Annotated in this window: 12 protein-coding genes; 5 read left to right on the forward strand and 7 right to left on the reverse strand. The window is 56.0% G+C overall.

All coding sequences use genetic code 11. The features are described from left to right. The first annotated feature begins 68 nt into the window (after positions 1 to 68). The 4 genes from G438_RS0101730 to G438_RS0101745 all read left to right on the forward strand — a co-directional run bounded on the left by G438_RS0101730 (position 69) and on the right by G438_RS0101745 (position 9,499). Positions 69 to 1,364: a DUF418 domain-containing protein gene (locus G438_RS0101730; protein WP_034284610.1), complete on the forward strand. Its 1,296-nt coding sequence runs from the start codon at positions 69 to 71 to the stop codon at positions 1,362 to 1,364. Positions 1,365 to 1,739: 375 nt separating this feature from the next. Further along, complete coding sequence (gene clpB, locus G438_RS0101735; protein ID WP_026459894.1) at positions 1,740 to 4,355, forward strand: ATP-dependent chaperone ClpB; 2,616 nt, start codon at positions 1,740 to 1,742, stop codon at positions 4,353 to 4,355. A 211-nt stretch (positions 4,356 to 4,566) separates the two neighbouring features. After that, positions 4,567 to 6,963 (forward strand): ExeM/NucH family extracellular endonuclease, encoded by a 2,397-nt coding sequence (locus tag G438_RS10270; RefSeq protein WP_240470951.1) that lies wholly within the window; start codon positions 4,567 to 4,569, stop codon positions 6,961 to 6,963. Positions 6,964 to 7,039: 76 nt separating this feature from the next. After that, on the forward strand, positions 7,040 to 9,499 hold the full coding sequence (locus G438_RS0101745) for a bifunctional metallophosphatase/5'-nucleotidase (protein WP_026459895.1): 2,460 nt from the start codon (positions 7,040 to 7,042) through the stop codon (positions 9,497 to 9,499). Between the two features lie 149 nt (positions 9,500 to 9,648). Here the strand turns inward: G438_RS0101745 and G438_RS0101750 are convergent, their stop codons facing one another. The 6 genes from G438_RS0101750 to G438_RS0101775 form a co-directional block, all read right to left on the reverse strand. Beyond that, entirely contained in the window at positions 9,649 to 10,266 is a 618-nt protein-coding gene (locus G438_RS0101750; RefSeq protein WP_026459896.1) for an RloB family protein, read from the reverse strand. A 4-nt stretch (positions 10,267 to 10,270) separates the two neighbouring features. Beyond that, entirely contained in the window at positions 10,271 to 11,656 is a 1,386-nt protein-coding gene (locus G438_RS0101755) for an AAA family ATPase (protein WP_026459897.1), read from the reverse strand. Positions 11,657 to 11,711: 55 nt separating this feature from the next. Then, positions 11,712 to 12,521, reverse strand: a complete 810-nt coding sequence (locus G438_RS0101760) for a serine hydrolase domain-containing protein (RefSeq protein WP_026459898.1) — start codon at positions 12,519 to 12,521, stop codon at positions 11,712 to 11,714. A gap of 152 nt (positions 12,522 to 12,673) precedes the next feature. Continuing rightward, on the reverse strand, positions 12,674 to 13,411 hold the full coding sequence (locus G438_RS11825) for a TetR/AcrR family transcriptional regulator (protein ID WP_051259194.1): 738 nt from the start codon (positions 13,409 to 13,411) through the stop codon (positions 12,674 to 12,676). A gap of 64 nt (positions 13,412 to 13,475) precedes the next feature. Continuing rightward, the gene (locus G438_RS0101770; RefSeq protein ID WP_026459899.1) at positions 13,476 to 14,393 is read right to left on the reverse strand and encodes an exodeoxyribonuclease III; all 918 of its coding nucleotides are present in this window, start codon (positions 14,391 to 14,393) and stop codon (positions 13,476 to 13,478) included. An 18-nt stretch (positions 14,394 to 14,411) separates the two neighbouring features. After that, positions 14,412 to 16,961, reverse strand: coding sequence for a DUF2339 domain-containing protein (locus G438_RS0101775; RefSeq protein ID WP_026459900.1), 2,550 nt, complete (start codon positions 16,959 to 16,961; stop codon positions 14,412 to 14,414). 102 nt (positions 16,962 to 17,063) lie between these two features. On the opposite strand from G438_RS0101775, the gene G438_RS0101780 reads away from it, so the two are divergent. After that, on the forward strand, positions 17,064 to 17,849 hold the full coding sequence (locus G438_RS0101780) for an SDR family NAD(P)-dependent oxidoreductase (protein WP_026459901.1): 786 nt from the start codon (positions 17,064 to 17,066) through the stop codon (positions 17,847 to 17,849). Between the two features lie 132 nt (positions 17,850 to 17,981). Here G438_RS0101780 and pyrE read toward each other — a convergent pair whose 3' ends face one another. Beyond that, positions 17,982 to 18,551 (reverse strand): orotate phosphoribosyltransferase, encoded by a 570-nt coding sequence (pyrE, locus tag G438_RS0101785; protein WP_026459902.1) that lies wholly within the window; start codon positions 18,549 to 18,551, stop codon positions 17,982 to 17,984. Positions 18,552 to 18,556: the final 5 nt, after the last annotated feature.

Below are 18,556 nucleotides of genomic sequence, written 5' to 3' on the forward strand. Positions count from 1 at the left end.
ACCTATAGTGGTTCAAATAGTGGGCACTATGCTTGCGCTCACATAGTACGTGCGTCAAAGATTGAATTATGAATCCATCAGCGCATCTACAGTCATCCTCAACCTCTTTCGCGCCCGGCCTGCGCTACCCAGCGCCAGATGTGGCACGCGGCCTGATGCTGCTCCTTATTGCAATGGCCAATGTGCCTGTATGGCTGTTGATCTTCCCGGGTGATCCGCAGATGAGTGTCGCAGATCAGTGGTGGGTGCTCATCCGAGGACTCCTCATTGATCACCGCATCTACCCGCTCTTCGCCATGCTTTTTGGTTTCGGTTTAGCGACTATGGTCGCGCGCCGCCAACAGGCGCATGTCGCGAAGCGGACCGCTGAGCTGGATGAACGAATGCCAGGTATGCCTGACCAGTTGCGCGCGGAATGGCTGGCAACATTCGAAGACGAGGCGCGCCTCGATTCGCGTCGCCTTCTACGGCGGCGAGGCTGGTGGATGCTCCTATTCGGCATGGTCCACTCCTTTATTTTCTTCGGCGACATCATTGGTGCCTATGCGTTAATAGCTGTGTTATTTGCCGGTGTCATCGCCTCTGGTCGTAAAGTTCCGATGATCGTGTGGAGCTGTGTTTTCCTGCTCATTGTGCTGCTTTTGGGTTTGTCGCAAGGGTGGGCAATGCAGCAAGGGTTCGCGGGTACAAATATCGACACCATGAATTACGAGTATTTCTTGGGATGGTGGTACCCCATTTCGGGATTGATAACGTGGGCGATCGGCTCGGTCATGACACTCGTTGGCGCCATGGTGGTACCCAGCATGTTCTTCGGCGTGTGGCTGGCGCAAACTGATTACCTCACCAGGCCGGACCTGCATCGTGCATTCCTTGCTGTCGTGTCCATCCTTGGTCTGTGCGGCGGGGCTTTGACGGCCCTTCTCCACAGTTTGAAGCGTGCGGCTTTTGCTGAAGCAGAGCCATTCTATGCCTATGTCCTGCAGGAGATCGGTGGTTTCCTTGGTGCCGTCGGCTGGCTTGCATTGCTGGCTTTGATGGCGGGACCGGCCCGCGAACAGCTGTCGACGTGGCAGAAGGTATTGTCTGCGGTGGGGCGGCGTTCAATGACGGCCTATATCTCCCAATCGGTCCTCTTTGCCACGATTTTCCTTGTCCTTGGGTTTGTGGGAGCGCAACAGCCATCGCAGGTGATGGCAGCAGGGATCGCAGTCCTCGTGTGGCTTATTACAGTCGTGATGTGTGTGGCGATGGATCATGCAGGTAAGACGCGTGGTCCGCTGGAAGTGTTACTTCGACGTGCGGTGGCTCGTTCAGCAAAGCCTCGGAAACTCCAAGAAATACCGTTTGCTCCTGCAGTGTAGGTTGCCCCAGGTGTGGGTGCGCGGCACGACGATGCGGACTTGCAGTCCTGTGCCCGCAGTGTAGGGCGCCCGAAGTGTGGGGAGTTGGGGAGCGGTCCAGTGCTGTCGATCCTCACGTGCGAGGCTGCCCAGCGTTGTTGGTGGCCGTGGCAATAGAGGACGGTATTCGCGGCCTCAAATGTCCACGGTGAACCTGTGCCGTGGGTTCATGAGGGAAGTAGATTCTCGTTTGTCGAAAATCTGCTTCCCTCGTGTCATTTTCGACATGCAACATAAAGTTGAGCGTACTAGACTCAACTTTATGAATGGGGTTGGGCGCAGCGCCTTAAGAATGCAACCCCAAGACCGCAATGTCCCCACTGGAGGAAGACACAAATGACCGAAAAATTCACCACAAAAGCGCAAGAGGCCATCTCCTCGGCGCTTCACAGTGCCCAAGCGGCGGCTAACCCCGAAGTTGACACCCTGCACGTTCTGGCAGCACTCCTTGAACAAAGTGATGGCATTGCCGTGGCACTCCTCAACGCCACAGGCGCAAATGTCCAACACATCGGAGCGCGCACCCGCAAGGCTCTAGTTTCGCTACCAACCTTGCAAGGCGCAGCCACTCAACCGCGTGCCAGCGCTCACCTATCACAATGCCTGACAACAGCAGCCAAAGTTGCACAACAAGGTGGCGACCAGTACATTTCCACCGAACACCTGCTTATCGCTATCGCCACAGGCGATGACGAGGCTGCACGCATCCTCACTAGCGAAGGAGCAGCCCTAGAAGGCCTCAACAGTGCACTGAAAGAACTGCGCCCAGAACCGCTGACCACCCCAGATCCCGAAGGGACATTTGAAGCACTCGAAAAATACGGTCGAGATCTGACTGAAGTAGCACGCCAAGGCAAACTTGACCCTGTCATTGGTCGCGACACGGAAATTCGCCGCGTCATCCAAGTGCTGTCCCGCCGCACCAAAAACAACCCGGTGCTTATAGGTGAACCAGGCGTTGGTAAAACCGCAGTAGTAGAAGGCCTCGCTCAACGTATCGTTGCTGGCGATGTCCCTGATTCGCTGCGCGACAAACGCCTGATTGCCCTTGACCTCACCGGCATGGTGGCGGGCGCAAAATACCGGGGTGAATTCGAAGAACGTCTCAAGGCAGTCCTGACCGAAATCGAACGGTCTGACGGCCAAATCATCACCTTTATCGACGAACTTCACACGGTCGTTGGTGCTGGCGGCAGCTCCGAAGGCGCAATGGATGCGGGCAATATGCTTAAACCCATGCTGGCCCGCGGTGAACTCCGCATGGTGGGCGCCACCACCTTGGATGAATACCGCGAAAACATTGAAAAAGACCCTGCCCTCGAACGTCGCTTCCAGCAAGTCTTCGTCGGTGAACCCAGCGTGGAAGACACGGTGGCAATCTTGCGCGGTATTGCTCCCAAATACGAGGCGCACCATAAGGTCACCATTTCTGATGGCGCCCTCGTTGCGGCGGCCCAGCTTTCTGACCGTTACATCACTGGCCGTCAACTACCCGACAAAGCCATCGACCTGATTGACGAGGCCGCATCACGCCTGCGCATGGAGCTGGATTCCAGCCCCGTTGAGATTGACCAACTGCGTCGTAGCGTCGATCGCCTCCGCATGGAGGAGTCCTACCTCACCGAATCCGACCCGGACGGAAAAGATCCTGCGGCGGTGGAACGCCTCGACAAATTACGCGCTGACCTTGCTGACCAGCAGGAGGAACTGGCCGCACTCACTGCCCGCTGGGAAGCTGAAAAAGCCGGGCACAACCGCGTAGGTGACCTGCGCGTCCAACTGGACGAATTGCGGACCGCACTAGAGCTTGCCATACGCGAAAACCGTTGGGAGGAAGCTGGTCGCCTGCAAAACGGCGAAATACCAGCAGTCGAACGCGCCATTGCCGAGGCGGAGGCGCGTGAACAAGCAGGTGCCTCCGCCGCTGACGCGCCCGAACCAATGATTGCCGAGAAGGTAGGTCCGGCAGAGATTGCTGAGGTCGTCGAAGCATGGACAGGCATACCTACGGGAAAACTGCTCCAAACAGAAACAGAGAAACTCCTCCACATGGAGGATGTCATTGCGCAACGATTGATAGGTCAAAAGACCGCAGTGGCGGCAGTAGCGAACGCTGTGCGGCGCTCGCGGGCGGGAATTGCCGACCCGGACCGTCCAACCGGGTCCTTCCTATTCCTGGGACCAACAGGTGTCGGCAAGACTGAACTGGCCAAATCGTTGGCGGAGTTCCTATTCGACGACGAACGTGCCATGGTGCGTATCGACATGAGTGAATACTCTGAAAAGCATTCAGTGGCACGTTTGGTGGGTGCGCCTCCTGGATATGTTGGTTACGAACAGGGTGGTCAGCTCACCGAAGCGGTGAGGCGCCGACCCTACTGTGTTGTCCTCCTTGATGAGGTAGAAAAGGCTGATCCTGAGGTATTTGATGTGCTTCTTCAAGTCCTTGATGACGGTCGACTCACAGATGGTCAGGGGCGGACAGTTGATTTCCGCAACGTCATCTTGGTATTGACCTCCAACCTTGGATCTCAGTACCTTGCCGACCCTCTTGCTTCCGACGAAGAGAAACGCAATCAGGTGATGGCGGTTGTTCGTGCCGCATTTAAACCGGAGTTTCTTAACCGCCTTGACGAAACGGTGTTCTTCGACCCGCTGACCGGACCTGAACTTGCGCGGATCGTGGACCTCATGGTGACGGGCATGGAAAAGCGTCTGTCGCAGCGTCGCATTGATTTGACAGTCAGTGACGAGGCACGGGCGTGGCTTGCGCGCACCGGGCATGACCCAGCCTATGGGGCGCGGCCTTTGCGGCGCCTCGTCCAGCGAGAAATTGGTGATCCTCTTGCTCGTTTGCTGCTGGCAGGCGAGGTTGACGATGGGGGAGCGGTGCGCGTTGAGTGTGACGCAGACGCACATGCTTTGACTGTTCAAGCCGCGTCACCCGCGTAGTAAGAGGCGCGGCTCCTTAGATGCCAGCCCCTGGTGAGGCGTGCACGATACGCGGTGGCGTGTGCACGTCTCACCAGGGGCTGGTCTTTATTTTTCTGAGTAATTACAGTGTGGGGAAATGTGTGCCCAGTGTCATAACAGGGGTGCGCAGGCAACGGCATCACCGACCGAGGCCCTCAACGGCTGAGAGAGACCTCAGAGAGGAACGAAGATGTTCACCTTCACTGCGAGAAGTGCGGCTGTCGCCATTGCGGCGGGACTTTTCATGGCATGTGCCTTGCCGGCCGTGGCGGTCCCTGACGATGATCAGGGCGCAGATACTGCAGCAACAGATAGCGTCGCCGTCACCGAGGTCCCTGCGGAAAGTGGGGCGGACGTTGCGGCAGGAATGGAGAGGGCGCCTGCGGCTGGGGCGGAAAGCGGGGCTGAGCCTGCGGCCATTGCAGAAGGCGGGGCGGAAGTTGCGGCCACTGCGGACGATGCGCCTGCGGCTGGGGCGGACAACTCCACCAGTGCTGCGAGTGCGCTCACCCCTATCCGTCACATTCAAGCACTGGGGCAAGGAGACGATTCTGCGCTTGTTGGCACGCAAGTGACGGTGCGGGGAATTGTCACCGGTGTGTATCCACGCAGCGAAAATGGTTTAGCCTCCACATTGGATGGTATGACCATCCAAACCCCCGGCAGTGGCGGCGTATGGGACCCCAGTCGAAGCTCCTCGGACGGGCTTTTCGTTTACCTGGGACGCGCTCAGGTCACCATGCCAACACTAGGGCAATGCGTCGAGGTGAAAGGCGTCATCGCCGAGTTCCCATCAACGACTGCCACAACACCAGCACAGACACCGAGCCTCACACAACTCACCACTAGTGCGCTCACTGTCGTTGAAGGCTGTGACCCAGTGTCACCCACACCGATCGATACCGTTCCAACGCCTGAGCAAATGGAAGCACTTGAATCCATGCTGATCGCCCCCCAAGGAACGTGGACGATCACCGACAATTACCAAGCCAATATGTATGGCACCCTGTCAGTGACGCCTGGAACCGAGGTCCTCAAACAGGCCGCCGATGTCGTCGCTCCAGGGGAGCAAGCACGCGCATACGAGGCTCAAAACGCTGCACGGCACATTAACCTCGATGACGGCACCAATACCAATCTGAGCAGAGCAGCTGCCACCAGCGTGCCATTTGCCTATCTTGCCAATGGCGCACCTGCCCGGGTGGGCTACCACCTGACCTTCACTTCTCCAGTCATCCTTGATACGCGTCACGGCGCCTTCGTTTTCCAACCCACTCGAATGGCGGCAGCTAACCCTGACCGCTCACCCGTGAGTATCACGGGAAGTCGACCCAGCGTGCCCACAGTCGAGGGGGACATCACTGTTGCAACATTTAACGTCCTCAACTACTTCACTGACCTCGGGCAAAATGAAGCGGGATGCAAAGGCTATGCGGACCGGGACGGAAACTACGTCACAGCAAAAGACTGCAAAGTGCGCGGCGCATGGTCACTCCAAGCCTTCAACAATCAACAAACAAAAATAGTTCAAGCAATTACGGCCATTAATGCCGACGTTGTTGCGCTCGAAGAAATCGAAAACCCTGTCGGTGCTGGTGTAGGGACCGACCGTGATGGCCCACTTCGCGCATTAGTTCACGCACTTAACGACCATGCAGGTGCCGACGTGTGGGCTGCCGTGCCAAGTCCAACGAAAATACCTGCCAATGAAGATGCCATTCGTGTGGCGTTCATCTATCAGCCATCCAGTGTCACCACCGTCGGTGAATCGACGATACTTGACGACCCAGCCTTCACCGGTTTGGCACGTCAACCATTGGCTCAGGAATTCGCCCCAGTTGTCACTGACAGTCAAGAAGGACGCAATTTTGTGGTGATCGCCAACCACTTTAAGTCAAAGGGTTCCGTGCCGGTAGGTATGGAAGCAGGCAATACTGACACTGGTGACGGACAGGGGAATTCAAATGCGATACGTGTGGCCCAAGCACAAGCATTGGCAACCTTTGCTGCGCAATACGCTGATAAGCCCACACTCCTCGTTGGTGATTTTAACGCCTACTCCAAAGAAGATCCGTTGAAGGTACTCACCGACGCCGGATGGGAACACACATCTGCTGGTGCCCACGCCTCGTATGTCTACAGTGGCCGCTCCGGCTCCCTTGATCACGTATTCGCAAATGCGGTGGCGTCGAGCTTGGTGACAAACGTCGCCTCGTGGGCACTGAATGCGCAAGAGTCCATTGCCTTCGAATACTCACGTGCTAATTACAACACTCACCTGTTATTCGAAGCCGATAATCCGTACCGATCCTCTGACCACAACCCTGAAATCGTCGGTCTTGACGTTATTACCAATAAAGTTGTCCCTACTCCAAGCCCAGATCCAGGCACGACCGAACCAACCCCTGTACCGCCAAACAAGGCAGATAGCACGGGTGCTACGACAAAGGCCAGTGCATCGACCATGCGTCCAACTAAGAAACCCACTATCGCAAAGACTGGTGTCGATCATGGCATTACATACCTCGCAGTGGTCTGTCTGATGTCAGGACTAGTTGTAGTTGCAATGCGACGCCGTCACGCATAGGGTCCGCCACACATCCATCACACATCAATTCCCACCCCACAACACGACGACGTGTGCCCCACACGAAAGGAAGGATATGCACACCATGAAACGACGAATGCTCGCAACAGGATGCGCAGCACTGCTCCTCATCGTGACACCGTTGGGCGCAATGGCTGCGCCCAAGGACCCCGATACCGTCACCGATTCGGGTGTGGCTGGCACTAGTGCGGGCGTGGCCACCAGCGTCTCAGGTGCGGCTGGCACCGGTTCGGGCGCGGCCACCGGAAAATCGGATGCCCCCGTCACCGACCCCGCAGCCGATCTTGTCACACCGACTGCTGGCACCAACACCACCAGCGAGGATGCACCTACGGCACCCCAAACCGATACCCCCACTGAGGCGACAGTGTTGAGGGCACCGTCAACTGTGGTCACCCTTGACCTGTATAACCTCACCGATATCCACGGACATATTGAGCAGGTGAAAGACCGCAGCGGCAAAGTGACCGAAGCAGGGCTTCCCGCAATGGGTTGCTACCTCGAACAAGCAAAAACGGCCAATCCGAACTCCACGCTCACCCTGCTGGGCGACAATATTGGAGCCACCCCATTTACCTCCGGAGCACTCAAAGATAATCCGACCATCGCAGCGCTGAATACCATCAACCCACTGGCCTCGACCATTGGCAACCATGAACTCGACATGGGACAAGCAGTATTCAAGCAGCGTGTTGATGGTTCCAATCCCGCTGAATACGTGCAAGTGGGTTTCCCCTATCTTGGCGCCAATATTGAAGGTATGGGCACGTGGGGCGCAGGTCAACCCTACTTGGGGAACTACGTGGTGTGGACCTCCCCCTCAGGGGTCAAAGTGGCATTCATTGGAGCCATTGCCCAAGATGTCCCCTATAAACTCAGCCCAGGTACCACTGAAGGACTGACATTCCACGACCCCATTGCCAAAATTGACGCATTGGCACAACAGATCAAAGACAACGGTGAAGCCAACCTTGTAGTTGCCATGCTGGACGACGACGTGAAAAACAACTTCCCGAAGGTAGGAGCGAATGTCGACGCCATTATGGGTGGTGACACACATGTCCCCTACGAATTCGATGCCGTTGATTCGACAGAAACACTCACGTCGGCAAATCCCAAATTAGCAGGCACCGCCTCGGGCGCATATACCGACAACCTCGGGTTAATCCGCATCACCTACGACACAGCATCCAATACGGTGGTCTCAGCTGATGCCAAACTCATCCCAGCTGCAGATATCGCCACCTGCGGTACCCTTGCCACCACACAAGCAGTTGTCGATCAGGCTGTTGCCGATTCATTGGAGGCCGGAAAACGTGTTGTGGCGACAGGCTACACGCAGACCTTTAAACGCGGTGTTTTCACCAATGCTGCTGGTGAAACAACAGCAGGTTCAAACCGAGGCGTGGAGTCAAGCCTGGGTGACTTGGTCGCGGACGCCATGCGTGACACGATCTTTACAGCCGACGGAAAACCCGTTGACATTGGCATTATCAACGCAGGTGGCCTACGGGCAGACCTCACGCCCAACGCGGATGGGACAATCACCTATGCCCAAACCTACGCGGTGATGCCATTTTCCAACGAATTAGGCTACGTCACCCTTACGGGAGCTGACTTTAAAGCGGCGCTGGAACAACAGTGGAAAACAAACCTCAACTCCCAAAATTCCCGCCCAATGCTCAAACTTGGCATATCAGACAACGTGCGATACACCTACGATCCGACGCGTCCACTGGGAGATCGCATTACGTCGGTGACGGTCAACGGCCAAGCGCTTGACCCGACGAAAACCTATACCGTCGGCTCGGTCACCTTCCTGCTGACAGGTGGTGACAGCTTCGATGCCCTCACACGAGGCGGCGCCCCTACCATTAATGGAAAACTTGACCGGGATGAGTTCAACACCTACCTTGCTGCGCACGCCGGTGTGGCGCCTCGCGCATTGAAATCCTCCATCGGCCTTACCTTGCCGACAACGCCCGTGAAGGATGGAGAAACGGTGAATATTGACCTTCGTGGCCTTTCGTTCACTGAAGGACCATCGATCACGACGAAGGTCGCGATGAGTATTGGTGGCGCGCAAGCAGAAGGTGCCGTTGATAATTCACTGCTTGAACCTAATTCCTCTACCGAAGCCTCCATCATTACTACCGATGGTGCTGGTCGTGCGACGCTGCCTGTTACAGTGTCGGCACGCACACAATGCGTAGGAAAACAAGCGGGCGACATCGTGAAGGTGCCCGTTACTGTGAACGCAGATTTTGGTCGCCTTGTCGAGGCCACGGCGGGGCTTACCGTGGACGTGATCTGTCCTGCCTCTACCTCCTCAACCGATGACGATGACGCGACTCAAGCAGGTGCAACTGCATCAACCAAGACGATCACCAAAGGTACGAAGATTGCTCGCACCGGTAGTGATGCGGCATCTATGCTTCCCCTGGTTGTGCTGCTTCTGGTCGTCGGCGCGGGTGCTGGCCTTGGGAGCACAGCGTTTCGTCGGCGCCTCAACTAGACATGGGTGAACACCGTTAGTTGACGGCTTGCACGTGGGGGTGTGACGCAGCCATGCGTCACACCCCCACGGCATCGTTAAAGACAGAGCGCCTTTTGACTGTTCGGCGGCATTAATAGCTTAAGCGTTCTCTTTGACTAGCCGCAGAATCAGCCTTGACGTCCAAAATCCATGAGCGTGCGAATGAGCCAAGGAATTGCGCTAGATGGATTTGGGCCGATTTGGGAAGGTATGATCACCGCTTGAGTTTTTTCGGCTCGCTCTACTGCCTCCATAATGCGGCCGATGGGGAAATCGCCCGCTAGTGTCTTATTTCCCTTGCCACAGGTGAGTTTGCGTTTGCATACTCTGTCCATTAGGTCTGCAGATGAAATATAGGCATGTTGATCTTCGACATGCCACAGTAACCACAGTTCAAATTGAGGATTAGTGACAAGGACGTGTATTGGTGGGATATTTTTCTGGCATTCAATGATTGTTCGTTGCAAAGCTGGGTGCGAATCTGCGTCAACCACCAGACAAATCAGATCAAAGGAATGGTCCCTACCCAATTCTGTTTTACAACGCCGCAAGACCTTTGCGGGTTCTCCTTCACCTGGGATAACCTTGATCGTCCATCCGACCTCTATTCCTCGCAATTCCTGATTGAGGCGTTGAAAATAGGTGACCTCGGATTTACCGGGACTGCCTTCAACGACCAGCAGCACACGCTTCTTAGACGTGCGTGGGATGCTTTTTCTCTTCGTCGGAGCGCGTCGTCCCATCATCGCCTCACTCCACTATGTTGTCGTCAATGCCTTGGTGAACCAGCGCAGTGAGGGCAGACATCGCGAGGCGAGGAATACCCCCGTAGCGTCCTTCCAGAAATTGCTTGGCGATATTGCTGCGCGCTTTAATATCAGAAAAATCTGCGAGTGAATAGAGTTCACTGGTCCCATCAAGTCGCTTTTCTGTGAGCCAAATCTGCTGTCGCTCGAGTTGAAGAGTCGCCTGCGGGCCGAGCAGAGAGGCATCATGCGTAGTAAAGATGAGTTGTGCGCCGCGCAGATTAGAGTTTGGATCCTGGAATAGATGGACGATCGCTGCAGCTAGATACGGATGCAGGCTTGTATCAAGTTCATCGACGCACAGCAGGGAACCTCTTTGTAGCGCACGAAGCACTGGAATAGCTAGCGCGAGCCACGTAATTGTGCCATCCGATTCATCCCCAAGCGTAAAAGCGCGATCTTTGTCCTTGTTGCCTCCTCCATGGTGAAAACGAAGTGAGTGACCTAGCAGCGTATGATGCTGTGATGGGTCATGATTCTCGCGTGATGAATGAGTTTCAGTGTCAGTGGCGTTGTTGGAGTCCTTTTCTTGTGCAGACTGTAGATAGTTGAGGAATTGGATCAGTTCGGGTGGCAGTTCTTCTTCGTCCACAAATGCGCCGGTAATACCAATGTCTGCCGCCTGAGCAAGGCGCACTAGGGTCTCAGGAGAAACCTTTCCTTCGACAATCTCGCGTGTGAGTCGTGCGATGCGGCTCCGACGTTCACCATCGCCAACATCAAAGCTGTCGCAACCGGCGAGAATGGCGTTGGTCAGCGGTGCAAGGTAAGGATGGTGGATGACGCGTGCCCGGGAAAGAGCAAGTTCACGAACGGACACGTCGAACGAGCCGCCATGTTGTTTGGAGAGCTTCACGCGGGTGGTGTCAGCGGTGCGCTCGAAGATTGTACTGGGTCGCGTGGACAGGTAAGTCTGGAGGAGTTCGTGCTCAATCCCGCTGGGTGACACGGTGAATTCGTAGTGAAAACGGCGTTCTCCTGCAAAATCAGCATTTCGAACTTCGCGGCCAGACAGGAGGAAATCAATGGAATACAGGCTTGGACCATTGATACTTGAGTCGAGTTTAAACGGGTCACGTGGCATTTCAGAATGCTTGAGCCAAGAGGCTGAGGATCCATACAGTGCGCTGGTAATGTATTGGATCGCGCTGAGCACATTACTTTTTCCAGAGGCATTTGCTCCAAATGTTGCCGCCACTGGGTAGATGCAGTCAGACCAACTTTTCCCCGAAGACGGAAGATTGGTGCGGAAAGTTGGACGAGTAAGGTCAAGAAATAGCTCGTCGCGGAAACTGCGATGGTTACGCGCCACGAGTTGAAGGAGTCTCATGCTTCAAGGGTACTTCAAGCACCTCCATTTGTAAATATTTTTCGAATATGCGTATTTAAGTGGAGTAATTAATTCCGAATATTCTCAGTGCCTCGTTGAACTGCGACCAGTGTTCCTTGTGCCAGGGCCCAAAAGGCTCTGAACCCAGGAACACAGCTGCAAGATGCGCTTCAGGATCAACCCACAGGAACGATCCGGACACACCAAAGTGGCCAAATGTTGAGGCAGATGCTGATGGTGCCGTCCAATGAGGGGCCTTAGTGCCACGTATTTCCACGCCAAGACCCCATGGGCACGGATTATGGCGGCCATAGCCAGGGACGACACCAGCCAAATGAGGATACTGTGGGCGGAACGCCTCGTCACTCACATCGGGACTGACTAAACGAGGCGACAGTAATTCTTGCACGAAACGAACTAAATCATCGACCGACGATCGTCCAGAATGCGCCGGGGAAGCGTCAACGGATGAAGTGCTCATACCAAGTGGGGTAAGCACAGTCTGGTCGATCCACGACGATGTATCGACCCGGGTACACGCTTCAATGTGAGCACAAGCCACCTCAATACCCGCATTGGAATAGATACGGCGCTGTTCGGGCGGCAATTGCGGCACTGAAGAGTCCAAAGGTAGTCCCGAGGCGTGGGAAAGCAGGTGACGCAGCGTCGCTCCGGTGGGGCCCGCTTGGTCCTCTAAGGATGCGAAGCCTCGTGAAACAGCGATAAGTGATGCCCAGGTGGCAAGCAGTTTCGTGACTGAGGCCAGCGGGTACATGACCCGAGTGTTACCTGAAGAAGCGATGACTGTCTGGTCGCGCAGCAATGCCCATGCATGATCGAAAGGGACAGCAGGAAGTGACGGCATTGTCGTGGACTCGCAGGGTGAGGGGGCGGGTGCAGCTGATGTGGAGAAAGAGGGTATTCCAGGGGTCGAGGAAGCGACGGTGAATGCCGAAGAGGTGCTGGGTGATGAGGAGGCGACAGTTGGCGCAGGCAACGCCTCGTATGGTTGCGCCGTCATCCGCGAAGTTCGCGGTAGCGTCGAACAGCCCGGGTATAGACCTCTTCGCATTCGGGGGGCACCAATGCGCCCAAGTCGAGAATTAATTCCGCATTGAGACGAAGGTTGTGGGCCACCACTGCGATAAGCTCAGCGACCATGGCCATAGGATGTGCGCCACCAGCGACGTAGCGACGATGAATACCCAAACCAACCCAGGTGCGAACAATGGATTGGGCCAGAGCAGCAGCATTGAACTCAATGCCAAGGTTCATCTCTTCATTAATTGATTCGATGCGTTCGGTCAGAAATTCGAGGAGCGCATGGCTGCGTTCGACGGCATACCGGTGTGCGGGGTGCTCGGGAGCAGCCGCCTCGACAATAAATACGCATTCAAGGTCACAGAGCAACGCAGCGTGTGGGTGGGCACTCAGGCGCATCAGTTGAACAAGGGTCCCAAAGAGCGTGTCGACCTTGAGTCCATCGAATTTCAGTTGACCGGTGTGGTCATCAATTTTGGTTGCGAATATCCCGAGCGCGTCCTCGTAATACGCCATGACTGCAGTAATTAACGCATCCTTAGAAGGGTAGTGGTAGATCACTGCAGGGTGGGAAATACCTACTTCTTTGGCGAGGTCCCGGAGGGAAAATCCCCGATAGCCGTACGTGGAGATCAGACGAATTGCAGCCATCATGATCGCGTCACGGGTGGCTAATCCAGGTGCATAAGTTCCACGCGTGCGCTTATCGTTCACTTGGCACCTCACAGACAAAGGGATTCAACGTAACCAATGATAACCCCCTTCAACTCATAATTGCCTAGAATCGCAGGTCAATGATGACGGGAACATGGTCAGATGCGCCCTTGCCTTTGCGTTCGTCGCGGTCAATTTCAGCTGTGCGCACGTGTCGACTCAATGCTGGGGAGGCTTGGATGAAGTCGATTCGCATCCCTTCATTCTTGGGGAAACGAAGCTTCTGGTAGTCCCAATAGGTGTAATTATCGGCGCGGCCACGGGTCACTTCCGTCCAACCGTCCTCAGCAAATGCGGCGAAAGCCTGCCGTTCTGGTGCGGATACGTGGGTTGCTCCTTCAAAGGCTGCTATATCCCATACGTCCTCATCGGTGGGAGCAACATTCCAGTCACCGACCATGGCAATAAGCGCCTCTGGATCTGCGTCAAGCCAGGCGCGTGCCTGCCGTTTAAGTTCAGCGAGCCAGGCGAGTTTATAGGCGTAATGCGGGTGATCAATTTCTCTGCCGTTGGGCACGTATAGGCTCCACACGGTCATTGTCGAGGCCGACGCAGTTGCGCTTGGCAGCGCGCTAACGGGAAGGCCGGGTGCGGCAGTCGGGACCGTGGTTGCGTCGGTGGGGAAACCAGGTGCGGCAGAATTTGAGAGGGCTGGCTGCTCAGGTGAGGAGGGTAGGCGGATGGTGGCGCCGAGGGCGCGGGCCTCGACGACGGCTGGGTCACCAAAGGCTGGCTGATTGGGGAAGCTTGTGGTGACGTGGTCAATGGGTAGGCGCGAGGCAACTGCTACACCGTTCCATTGGTTGAGGCCGTGGGCGACCACAGAGTACCCGGCTGCTTCAAAAGCTGCGGTAGGGAATTGCTCTGGTTTGCACTTGATTTCCTGCATCGCCAAGACATCCACATTCGAACGTTCGAGGAAGGCAATGACCCGGTCAATGCGTGTGCGGATGGAGTTGACGTTCCAGGTGGCAATTCTCATGCGCCTAGCCTAGCGGTGTCACTGCGTATGTGGCGCAGCGGGCGGCGCGGGCTGGGGTGTGGGTTGCGGACTGGCGGGCGGCGCGGGCTGGGGTGTGTGGTAGGCGCCGAAGACGGCATCAGGAGCAGGCCACACCATCTGTGGGGCATGGGGTTGCTGTGCGGTATCTTGGGCTTTTTGCTTAGCTTCGCGCTGTAAATCCTGCTGTTCTAACGCACTGAGCCTGCCGTAAATCACAGACAGGCCGTAGCACATGGCGCCGGCAAGCAGCAGGGACGCAATATAGGAGCCAGTTCCGTAACCTCCTAGGTCGATGAAGGCCAACTTCAGCACGATCAACATGACCAAGATCAATCCATACAGTCGGATATTTCGTAGTCGGTGCCAGAAACCGATCACGATCGCACTTGCGCCAAGAGCGAGCAGAATCACTGTGACAAGGAGCGACCACGGCCACACATCAAATAGCCATACGGTGGCGTAAAAGGTAGCGATAGTGACAATGAAGCACAGGAGGAAGGCATAGGTGCGTAGATGAATGAGTGGGCGAGCAAGCCATAGAGCTGTGGCCACAATGGGCACTAACACAACTGTGGCGAGGATGCCGACCGGTTGACTATTCCACAGGTTGGCACTGCCGTCACTCCACGGCACTGCGTAGAAACCGGAAAAAACCGAGAATATCCGGGTAAAGATGAGGAGTAATACGATTCCCGTCAGCAGAATCACCGTATGCTGAGACGTTGCTTTGTTAACGAACTGCCCTCTGACGAGGACAGGAACGACCTGTGCGCGCTTCAGGCAGTGGGCGCCTGCGAAAAGCTGCGACGGTGTGGCGGGTCCGCTTCCAAAGCCCAAGAATGTCACTGTCGTCAACGAAAGTGTTGACAGTGTGAAGGCTGCGAGAACGGCCCATACAGGCCAGGCAGGCGACGCAACAGCCTGCGTCAAAATCACGTAGACAACCAGGGGCACTTTGACCATCAACAGGAGTACCAGTATCCACGTACTCCAATTGAGTGCACGCTCATATGACGACACAACTGATGCAGTCAGTGACACCGCAAAAGCGATCAGCAGTGCCGCGACTGCAATCACATATGACGCTGCCGAGTGACTTGGCGTGGGCAAAAGTAGGACAACGAGGGGTGTGATTAGTGCTGGCGCACAGGATTTTGCTCGAATTGCTGGCACTACGGCAGCAACGAGTGCGATCAGGAATAGACCGGTAATACCCGTATGGACGTTACTAATGGTTGCCGAAAGTGACCACAGGAAAATCAGGATCGCGGAAGCGGTTAATGCATAGGTCGCCCAGCGGCACGACGAGGCTGTTGCGATGCGCGGAGACAATACTGCCCCAGAGCTCAGCACGATCAGCCCACATAACAATGCGCAAGTGACCAAGGCGTAGGTGTTGAAGCTGTCTTTGCTGCTGGACACAACAAATAACACGGCGCCCATACCGAAGGGGTGGAGGAACCACGCAAGCTCTAATTTGCCTTCCGCGATCCCCGTGTTCGTTGAAGGATGAACCAGTACAAGGAGATTGGCGACGAACACAACAAACAGGGCACAGTGGGCAAGGATGCCGAGCAGGGTTTGCCACTGGTCAAAGGGGGCAAATAAAAGCGCATAGGCCGATACTGCGGTACTCGACGCAAAGTACAAAGGTCGCCATGTGCGTTTGGGCATCCACAGGGTACTCACCGCAGTCAAAGCAAGCAGTAGCGTCACATAAGCCAAGATCAACAGCGTTCCATTCAAAGGGATAGAACGCGTATTCCACGTCATCTGCGACACCAATGTCACCGTGACAATGCCACCAAGGGCGGTCAACGGACCAAGGATCGCCAATCGGGTCCACAGGGAAATCGCAATCGCAATGCAGGTCCACACAGTCAACAAGGCGAAGGAACCCACCAAGGTCAGTACGTTAAGGAGTGCTGCGCCAACGAAGGTGACAAAGCCCAGTCCGACGCCAATGCCTGTGAGGGTAGCCGCAGCGGGGCGGTAGCGTGTGGTTTTCACCGACCACAGGCTGCCGCTTCCGGTGACAATTACCGAGGCGACGGTCAGCATGATGATCCGCATCGCGTCCGACAAGGAAGTCCACAGGAGCGCAACCAGACTCGCGCCTGCAAGGAGGATTAAGACAGCCGCCGCGATGGATAGAAGGTGGGCACCTAGTTCATATTCACGGCGGGGTGAGCTGGGTTGATGTGGATTGGCCAGCGGAGCACTGACGGGCGCACTGGGCGATGCTGTTTCCATTGCCGAGGCGGTAGGTGCTGTTGAAGGAGTGACAGGAACTGTGGCTGGGGTATTCGGCCCTGTCGGCAGCGTATAAAAAGGAGGGTGCGGTGCGGGAGCGTGCGGTGGCCTTGCTATCTGCGGGCCGTGGTACACCGGGGGCCTCTGGTACTGGACCGCCACCTGACGCTCTAGTGCGTCGATTCGCGCTGACAGGCCGTTGAGTTGTGCGCTGAGTGCCCCAAGGGTATCGCGGATCGCTCGCGTGTCTTGCGAGGAATTGTCAGGTGTTTGTCCACTGTGCGGGTTTTCCATCGCTATGTCCCTTCGTGTCAGCAACGCTGCCGTTACTCACCCTACCGCAGTAAGGAGAAACATAAGTGTGCGCGGGCGTACCTGTGGAAATAAGCTAATGCTATGGGAACTGCACTGATCACAGGCGCAAGCTCGGGCTTGGGTGAAGAATACGCATGGCAGCTTGCTTCAGCTGGCCACAGCCTCGTTCTTGTTGCCAGGCGCAAGGACCGTTTGGATACTTTGGCTGCGTCATTACGTGGTGCTACCGGTGTTGAGGTTGAAGTCCTCGTTGCTGATTTGACACAAGCGAAAGGTGTGGCGGAAGTTGCGCGGCGCCTTGATGTTGGCAGTGATCCTTCTACTGCCACTGAGTGTGCGCCTGTTGGTCTGTTGATCAACAATGCGGGACATGGTTTTCAGCACTCATTTGTTGACAACGATCTTGAGCAGGAAGAGCGTGGCCTCGATCTGATGGTGCGCGCAGTCATGGTGCTGAGCCACCATGCGGCCCGCTCGATGCGAGCACGTGGACGAGGTGCCATCCTCAACGTGTCCTCCATTGCCTCCGAAACAGGTGCTGGCACGTACAGTGCTCACAAAGCCTGGGTGAAAGCCTTTACTGAAGGATTAGCGTTGGAATTGGCCGGTTCAGGCGTGAGCGCCACCTGTGTGATGCCAGGGCCGACGCGTACCGAATTCTTCGAAAATTCTGGTGTTCAATTCCATAGCTTGCCAGCATGGGCGTGGTCCAACTCAGAACAGGTCGTTGAAGAGTCTTTGCAGGCGGTGCGTCGAGGACAGGTTCTTGTCACACCGCATCCGGCCAGTAAAGCCGCGTTGGCATTGATGCGCCTCGCGCCTCGGTGGGTGACGCGGGCGGTGGTCCGACATGTTCCCCACACGTAAGGTCTGTGCAGCCTTGCGATAGTCGCGCTCGTGGCGGGGCATATTTTCTCCACACGTACGGATTGTGCAGCCTCACTTCGCACACACGTCAACCGCGCATCAACCGAAACTGTCTTGAGGTCGAAATTGCCCTTAGGTCAGGTTCAAATCATCCAACCCTAGAGCGTAAAAATACGGGTAACCTTCAGCTTCAATACGCTCTTTTGCGCCTGTTGCGCGGTCAACGACAACGGCTACAGCCACCACCTCGGCACCTGCCTGGGCAAGTGCGCGGGCTGCCTCCAGCGGAGAGCCCCCAGTGGTGGAGGTATCTTCAAGAACGACAACCCGCTTGCCCGCGACATCGGGACCTTCAATTTGGCGTTTCATGCCGTGATCTTTTGCTGCTTTACGCACAACAAAGGCATCGAGGCTAAGGCCACGCGCTGCAGCTGCGTGGAGCATTGCGGTGGCCACAGGATCAGCACCCATGGTGAGGCCGCCGACAGCGACATAGTCCTCACCCGGCGCAAAACCTGATTCCTCCAGAAGGTCAAGCATGACGTGTCCAATGAGCGGTGCGGACTCGTGGTGCAGTGTCGCGCGACGCATATCGACGTAGAAGTCAGACTCGCGGCCCGAGGCCAATGTGACCTTCTGGTGAATTACTGCAAGTTCTTTGACTAATTCGGACAGGCGGGCCTTATGCGAGTCATGTGTCATGACAC

It is taken from the genome of Schaalia suimastitidis DSM 15538, assembly GCF_000429105.1.
GTDB classification, from domain to species: domain Bacteria; phylum Actinomycetota; class Actinomycetes; order Actinomycetales; family Actinomycetaceae; genus Pauljensenia; species Pauljensenia suimastitidis.